Origin of the sequence: Nocardia araoensis NBRC 100135 (assembly GCF_000308435.1) — a bacterium.
In the GTDB taxonomy this organism is placed as follows: Bacteria; Actinomycetota; Actinomycetes; order Mycobacteriales; family Mycobacteriaceae; genus Nocardia; species Nocardia araoensis.
The window spans coordinates 1-4,145 of record NZ_BAFR01000299.1 but is presented as its reverse complement, the minus strand read 5'-3'; the positions used below and the strand labels follow the sequence as shown (position 1 = coordinate 4,145).

Below are 4,145 nucleotides of genomic sequence, written 5' to 3'. Positions count from 1 at the left end.
ATCTACCGCAGATAATAGCTTATTATCTGCGATAGACTCCGATCCGGAATGGCGCGATGCCCCGCCCGGAGCGGGGTGACTCCGTAAATTATCTGCGATAGTGTGGGTGATCTTGGAAGGTGGGGTGCCGGTAAGGATCGTGTCATCAGCCGCAGACGGGATCAGAGCGGGATGTACTCGCGGAGTTTGCCTTTGACGTGGGGGCGTGGGTCGCCGAGCTGAAGTTCGAGGGTAGGCAGTTGCTTGGCGATTTGGATGTCGGTGAGTGGTTTGGTGACTGGTACGTCGGCATAGCCGCGGTCGTCTTCGTGCCACTGCCCTGCGGGTTCGACAGCGCGGACCCGGGTGACCACACCGTCGACGACGTAGACGATGGCCTTGAGCTTCGGGCGCCGCGCCGCGGCGATGGGCCACCATTTCCGGTCGGCGTCGAGTTGCACCTTTTCCGATTGCTTCGTCTCGCCGTAGCGGCGGTTGGTGTCCGGATTGACCTTGGGTTTGCTGTTTCGATAGACGACCAGGGCGCAGTCACCCTCGTAGGCGCCGAGCTGCCGGTAGAGGGTGGAGCGACCGACTTTGAGAGTGTGGGCGATCTGATCGATGGTGAGGTTGTCTTCGTCGTACATGCGCTGGGCCTGGTCGAGTTGGAGCTGGGACAGGGCGCGGGGCCGACCACCGACCCGGCCGCGGGCTTTGGCGGCGGCGAGACCGTCGAGGGTGCCCTCGACGATGAGCTCGCGGTCGTACTCGGCCAGGGCGGCGAGGAAGTGGAAGATCAATCGTCCGCCCGGGGTGGAGGTGTCGATGCCCTGTTCCAGCACGATGAAGTCGATGTCGTTCTCGCCGAACCTGCGCACCAGGTCGAGTAGATGCGCGTGGCTGCGGCCGATGCGCCGGAGCCGGGTGACCACTACCTGGTCGCCAGGTTGCAGCTTGGCCAGCAGTGCGTCGAGCTGTGGGCGGGAAGAGAGCTTGCCGCTGACCTTTTCGATGAACAGGCCCTCCACCGCGACACCGGCGGCCCGCAGAGCATCAACCTGATGGTCTGTCGACTGGTCGCGGGTGGATACCCGCGCATAGCCGTAGCGGGTCACCGCGCCTCGCTGCGGGTATAGCCGCCGAGCTTGTGGTAGGCGGCGCCGAGCTGGTTCCTCGCCCGCGACAGCGCCTCACGCGCCATGGTCACGTACTGCGCCGCGAGTTCCTTGTCCTCATCGGCGACGTCGGGCAGACCGGCGATCAACTCCGGGAAGTCGATCAAACGGCTGAAGGACTGCTCGGTCGCCGTGGAGGCGTCGCGAAGCTCCAGCAGTACTTGTTCGGTGCGGGGCGTGCCGATCATCTATGGGTCTCCAAACTGGCGAACATCATTTTAGGAACGATGTTTTCGGGATCGAGTTACGCAAACCATGCTATCTGGGTGTTCCCGTACACGTGGAAGGTTCGTGAAAACGATTCGTTTTAGAGATCCATACGAGGACATCAGCACTGAAGCGACTCCGAAAATTCATACTGCCCCATCGGTCCTCCAGGGGGCGCCGACTGGCAGGGGTCGAAAATCAGGAGGATATGACGGAGCTTCTTGGTAGAGAACAGTTTTCGTATTCGTGGTGTGGGTGTGGCGGGTTGGTGCTTGGGTTGGTTGCCGATGATGTTGGTCGGCGGGCTGAAGGCCGGGGTTCGTGGCGACGCGGGTGTTCGCGGACGAGGAGTTGGAGTGTCTGCGGGGGTCCGGAGATCAGCCGTGAAGAGTTGTTCCGGTATTTCACGCTGACTCCGGCGGATGTGGTGTTTGTGGATCCCGGCCGTGGTCGGGGCCCGGCGGACGGTTGGGGCTGGCGGTGGAGCAGATGCGGCGGTCCGGCCGCCGCATCGACTACACGTGCTCGCTCACATCTGCCCGGCGCACAGCGAGAACATCAATTTCTTCGACGCGATCGAGGTGGATATCGACGCCGAACTCGCCGCACTCGGCCCGGCCGGGTACCGGCCGCTGCGTGTGCGCGACACATTGTTCTGATCGCAGTCTCTGTGCTGGTGCCTCGACTGTCTCGCGAGCCCTTGGATCGGAGCCCGGCACGGAGACTGGCGTTGGCCATGGGATTCGGCATCAGCTGTGAAACGGTCTGTAGCTACTTGCGCGCCGCGTCTGCCGGCGCGCCGCTCATCCGCTGAACTATTCGGGGGGTGCGGCCGAGGGGGAAAGGGACTGGGATCGGGCTGCTGGCCGGTGTGCCTGGATGACGCCGAGATGCGTGGTGAACCGCCGCCGCGCCGAAGACTCCACGGCGGTCGCCGAAGCGTTGCGGGAACTCATCGAACACGGCTACCTGGCCCGCGAACGCCAGTTCGACGGCGAACTCAGCGAATCGTCATGGGCCGTCACCGACGCCCCCGATCAGCCCGCAACACCCTGAACCCCCGGAGGCCAGTTCCGCTGGCCGGAGTCCCTGTGGCCTGGAGCGCCCGGACATGTCGCCGCCCAGGACGTCATGCGCGCGGGCGTCCTGGGCGGGTAGGGAGACGAGTCGCGTAAAGCTCCCTCGAACCGGTCGCCGGATGTAAAGGAGGGAGATCCGGCGACCCATCCACGATAACACCGATCGGTCTGTTTGCGGTCGGCCATTTTGCCCTCGGAATGCGCTGGTTTCGGATGTGTTGCATGGCTGGTTCCCGGCGTGTTTCGCCACCGTTTCCGGTAGATTGCTTCAAAGTTACTGACGGCCGGTGGTGGTGATGGGAGTATGTGCCGGTCGAGCCAGTTCGTCCCCAGTTGGAAATGCAACCGTCCACACTTTTGGAAGGGAACTCAGATGGCAGCGCAGGACACGGGCACGGAGAACCGATCGGCGTCGTCGCAGGGCCAGCGTCAGGATGTGGTGGATGTGCGTGGGGAGGTGGAGATGCTGCGGCTGCGGCTGGACGAAGCCCGCCAGGAGGCCCAAAGCGCGCGCCAGTACGCGATGCAAGCGGCCGGTTTGGCTCGCCAGGCCCAGTCCCAGGCCCGGCAGGTGCAGAACCAGGCTCAGACCGCGCAGCAGAACGCCAATCAGGCCAATCAGCAGGCGCAGCAGGCCCGTCAGGCCGCGCTGTTGGCGTCGAATCAGGCCCAGCAGGCCCAAAGCGAGGCCGACCGTGCCCAAGCCCAAGCCCAGCAGGCCCAAGGCGAAGCCGGCCAGTCCCAGCAACGCGCGTCCTCGGCGGCCGATCAGGCCGATCAGGCCACCCAGCTCGCCCAGCAGGCCGAGGACCAGGCCACCCGCGCCCAGGACCGCGCCGGGCAATGGGAGTTGCAGCTGCACCAGATCCGCCAGCAGGCCCGCCAGCTGGAAGGCCGCTGACCGGGGTGAGGCCCGGAAGAGGATGGCTTCTGTGAGGACGGTGCCGGCGTGGCGGCGCATCGGGAAACCGGTGCGGCCGCTGCCCGGCACCACCCCCGGTGGTGAGCGGTCGTGAGCGATGCCCCGAACTCGCCCGGCCCGCCCGAGGGCGACATCGATGTCGAGGTGATCGTGCCCGACGCCTGGAGTGCGGGAGTGTATGCCAACGGGTTCACCTGCTGGTACAACCGCACCGACTTCACCCTGGATTTCCTGGTCTACCTGCCCGCCGAACCCGCCGCCGCCGACAGCCGCGGCCCGGTGATGCGCCAACCTGTAGAAGTCACCGCCCGGGTGAAGTTCCCGCCCGCGTTGATCTTCCGGTTGATGCAAAACCTCAACGACGCGATGAGCAACTACGAACACCAATTCGGGCCCATCACCCACCTCGGCGAATAGATCCCCACTGGTTGCGCGAAGCTCTAGCAGTGCAGGAGAAAAAGCTGTGATGATGACCGTGCCCGGGCCGATCACTTTTGTCGGCTGCCGTCGTGACTGCACGATCGTGCCCGACCCGCGAGTGCGCTACCGGCCGACACCGGTCGGCGGCCGCCGCTACCGACCAACCCTCATCGCCCCGCGCCCACGACCCACACCCTGAAAACACCGCCGCCCGAGGCGCATCACCGAATCGCGCCGGGGCCCGGCAACACTTCGACCCCGGTGCAGGGTCCCGGGGCCGAAGCGGCTGTGAGGCGTCCTCGACTCTGGATCGAGGACCAGCCGAGACTATCGCGGCCGCCCCGATCGACAGCGGATCCCGAC

At 65.3% G+C, this 4,145-nt stretch carries 5 protein-coding genes and 1 pseudogene; 4 read left to right on the top strand and 2 right to left on the bottom strand.

Annotated elements, in window-relative coordinates:
* Positions 1-161 precede the first annotated feature (161 nt).
* Together ON21_RS36585 and ON21_RS30675 are read right to left on the bottom strand one after the other, a co-directional pair.
* Positions 162-1,094, bottom strand: coding sequence for a recombinase family protein (locus ON21_RS36585; protein WP_063821158.1), 933 nt, complete (start codon positions 1,092-1,094; stop codon positions 162-164).
* On the bottom strand, positions 1,091-1,342 hold the full coding sequence (locus ON21_RS30675) for a hypothetical protein (protein ID WP_039803798.1): 252 nt from the start codon (positions 1,340-1,342) through the stop codon (positions 1,091-1,093). The genes ON21_RS36585 and ON21_RS30675 overlap by 4 nt, the downstream gene beginning before the upstream one ends.
* Before the next feature lie 490 nt (positions 1,343-1,832).
* Between ON21_RS30675 and ON21_RS37530 the strand changes: the two are divergent.
* The 4 genes and pseudogenes from ON21_RS37530 to ON21_RS30665 all read left to right on the top strand — a co-directional run.
* Positions 1,833-2,020, top strand: a pseudogene (locus ON21_RS37530) (hypothetical protein); the annotation flags it as partial.
* 220 nt (positions 2,021-2,240) lie between these two features.
* Positions 2,241-2,417 (top strand): hypothetical protein, encoded by a 177-nt coding sequence (locus ON21_RS38825; RefSeq protein ID WP_157171038.1) that lies wholly within the window; start codon positions 2,241-2,243, stop codon positions 2,415-2,417.
* 396 nt (positions 2,418-2,813) lie between these two features.
* Entirely contained in the window at positions 2,814-3,341 is a 528-nt protein-coding gene (locus ON21_RS30670; RefSeq protein WP_039803796.1) for a hypothetical protein, read from the top strand.
* 111 nt (positions 3,342-3,452) lie between these two features.
* Positions 3,453-3,779: a DUF3467 domain-containing protein gene (locus tag ON21_RS30665; RefSeq protein WP_039803794.1), complete on the top strand. Its 327-nt coding sequence runs from the start codon at positions 3,453-3,455 to the stop codon at positions 3,777-3,779.
* Positions 3,780-4,145: the final 366 nt, after the last annotated feature.